A 2,857-nucleotide genomic window follows, 5' to 3' on the forward strand; every position below is an offset into this window, starting at 1 on the left:
GTGCTCGCGCGCACGCCGCCCGCCGACGTGCCGGCACTGGAAAAGCTCATGGAGAGCTTCCCCAAGGCACCGCGCAAGCTGGCCAACCAGGTCTGGCAGGCACTGACCACGCCGCTGGACGACGAAGCCGACGCACCGCTGGCGCTGCCGGCCAACGACAACAACAAGCAGGCGCTGAAGCGGCTGCAGGATGCGGTCAGCGCGCGCACCGCCGAACTGGGCCTGCCCGACGGCGTGCTGGCCTCGCGCAAGCACCTGGAAAGCTATCTGGAAAGTGGCCAGTGGCCGCCCGCGTTGGCCGGTTGGCGGCGTGAACAACTGGAGCCGGTCCTGGCCCCGCTGCTGCCGGCCGCGTAAGCCGCCGGATACCGCAACGACAGGTGGGGAGACGACAGTGCACCGGCGGCAGTATGCGCCGGTGCTGCGGTGTCTGTCCGAGCGTCCATCGTCATCTACGCGGGCCACCGCAAGCCCGCCAACCCTTCCGTGCGATGCGCTTCATGACCCTGCCCTTGCTGCGATTGCTGCCGTCGTTGCTGCTGCCGTTGCTCGCCCTGTCCCCGTTCACTGCGGCGGCCATGCCGCAAGCGGCCATCGACACCGCGCCCGCCAGCAGCTGCACACCCGACCCTTACAGCTGCCCGGACTGGATGCCGTCCCAGGCACAGATCCGCAGCGCCGTCGCCGATTACTTCTGCGCGCTTGCCGACCGCGGCCTCATCGCCCCGAAACTGCCCGGCCCGGTGGTCGCAGAATCCTCGCAGGTCACGTGTGCCGCGTTGGGGCGCGAGCCAGGGTCGAACTTCGTCTGTGGTGGCGAGATCCGCTTTATGAACCCCGAAGGCAGGAGCGACGCCGAGGCGTTCAGCCCTACCCTGCACCACGATGAAGCAGGGCGTATCGCCTTTTACGAGGGCGACGGTGATGGCGGCAATGAAATCTGGCACGCACCGGCGCCGAGGGAGCGTTCKCGGTATTGCGCAGGTAGGCCGACGCTGCGCTGATCGGGCGTGATAGCGTTGCGGCATCTGTGGAACGCACGGCGCACCGTGCCGATTGCCACGGCAACGTGAACCGCTCTCAAGGATGAATCTCCCAATGCCAGTGCATACCAAGACGCTGCTGATGTGCGCCCTGCTGACCAGCATCTCGATCGACATTGCAGTCGCCGAGCAGCCCGACCCCAACATCGAACACGTGAATGGAATACTGGACGTCATCGATGGCGCCACCCGCGATGGCATGGTGGTGGTGCTGACGCCCGTCCCCTATCCGCAGAGTTATGATGAGATGTGGGGGACCTCCCTGGTTCCAGGCTTTCTTCTAGCCGACAGCTTCCACAAGCTGCCGCCGTTGTCTGCCCGTACGTTTTGGCAGAACGAGCAGTCTCCGAGCCAGCACTACATGCCCGGATTCTCCGCCAATACGCTGGAAAGGAAGCCGATGGTCTACCTGTGGACCGGGTTCGAAGTGCATGTCATTGCGCCGGGCACCTATCGCCTGACCAGCGCCGAGAGCTATCGCATCGATGCCACGCTGGCCAACCTGCCCAAACCGGAAAATTCCGACAGCGAAACCGATGGCGTGCAGGGACGCGTGCGTTTGGAGCAGGTGACCTACCGCCAGTCCTATCGCGAAAAGATCTGGTCGCCGCCAGGCTCGATCGATGAAGCGCATTCGCGCCAGGTCTGCACGTCCGTGCACGTGGCCTCGGGAAACTGCATGTCATACAGGACCGAAACGTATGATGTTCCCCGCCACGTTGAGGGCGCCTGGCTGGAGAAGACCCGGGAGCGCGATGTGCCTGCGGTTCGCGTGCGGGCCGGCATACCGAGTGCAGCCGCGCCGCTCGCATTTACCGTGAAGCCCGGCCAGATCGTGCTCGCCGCCCGCGCCATCGTGGCCAATGCCGATGTGGACTACCACGGCCCCGATCGTTGCGAGGACATCAATGCGACGACCCGCGACTGCCTGCTTCGCCGATTCACCGTCCACCTGTCACCTGCGCCCATGAAAGCCGCGCGGGTCCTTGTTGGCATCAACTCAACCCCCCTCACGCCCGCACAGAAGGCGCTGCTCGCCCGCCTAGAACCGATGCAGGTGCAGGTAGTGGGCCGTGCTGGCACGCCCGATCCGCTGCTGGGTACGCCGGTGTCGCTGCGCAAGCCGGTGGACGGATCAGCAGGCGCGAAGTAGGCACGAGGCGACGCTGTCGCCTCTCGCAACACGTGTACGCGGGCATGACTGCAGACACATACGTGCGCGCAGCGGAAGTGCAAGAGTGAGTCGCAATCAACGCAGCACGCTTGTACCCAGGCGCTGCGGACACTGCACCCTGCGGGATCGTTGCCATTGGCACAGGTCCTGCCCACGCTGCTGCGCAAGGACTCCCATGCACACGATCACACACCGACGGACCGCAGCCTGCCCCCACCCCAGCGCGCGTGGTCTGCGCCGCTGGCTGGGCATCTCCCTCCTGCTTGTCGCGGCCAGCGCCAGTGCCGCGGACGATCTGACCTCAACGATCACACAGGCCATGCAGGGCACGTCGACCCCGGCCATGGGCGTGCTGGTGATCCGCGACGGCAAGGTCGCCGACCAGGCGGTCAGCGGGGTGCGCCGCAGCGATGGGAAGATAGCCGCCAGCGTCGAGGACCCGTGGATGATCGGTTCCACGGGCAAGCCGATCTCCGTAGCGATGATCGCGCGTCTGGTCGAACAGGGCGTGCTGACGTGGGATGCACCGCTGTCCACGCTGTTGCCCGACCTGGCCAAGCAGATGCATCCGGCTTACCGACAGGTCACGCTGGTGCAGTTGTTGTCGCATCGCGCCGGGCTGCCGGAGAACCTCACCGAC

Annotated in this window: 3 protein-coding genes and 1 pseudogene; all 4 read left to right on the forward strand. The window is 65.9% G+C overall.

Translation table 11 applies throughout. The features are described from left to right. Positions 1-357 (forward strand): annotated as a pseudogene (locus tag ACXJKH_RS18050) (ribonuclease D); the annotation flags it as partial. Positions 358-500: 143 nt separating this feature from the next. Next, positions 501-1,004, forward strand: coding sequence for a hypothetical protein (locus ACXJKH_RS18055; protein WP_457321393.1), 504 nt, complete (start codon positions 501-503; stop codon positions 1,002-1,004). Positions 1,005-1,098: 94 nt separating this feature from the next. After that, entirely contained in the window at positions 1,099-2,196 is a 1,098-nt protein-coding gene (locus ACXJKH_RS18060; RefSeq protein ID WP_457321395.1) for a hypothetical protein, read from the forward strand. A gap of 196 nt (positions 2,197-2,392) precedes the next feature. Continuing rightward, positions 2,393-2,857, forward strand: a 465-nt coding sequence (locus ACXJKH_RS18065; protein ID WP_457321397.1) for a serine hydrolase domain-containing protein, incomplete at its 3' end; no start/stop codon positions are given.

Source organism: Stenotrophomonas sp. P5_B8 (genome assembly GCF_054049855.1).

Coding starts and splice junctions, on each gene's coding strand:
- ACXJKH_RS18060 (WP_457321395.1), top strand. CDS start 1,099: ATGCCAGTGCATACCAAGACGCTGCTGATGTGCGCCCTGCTGACCAGC.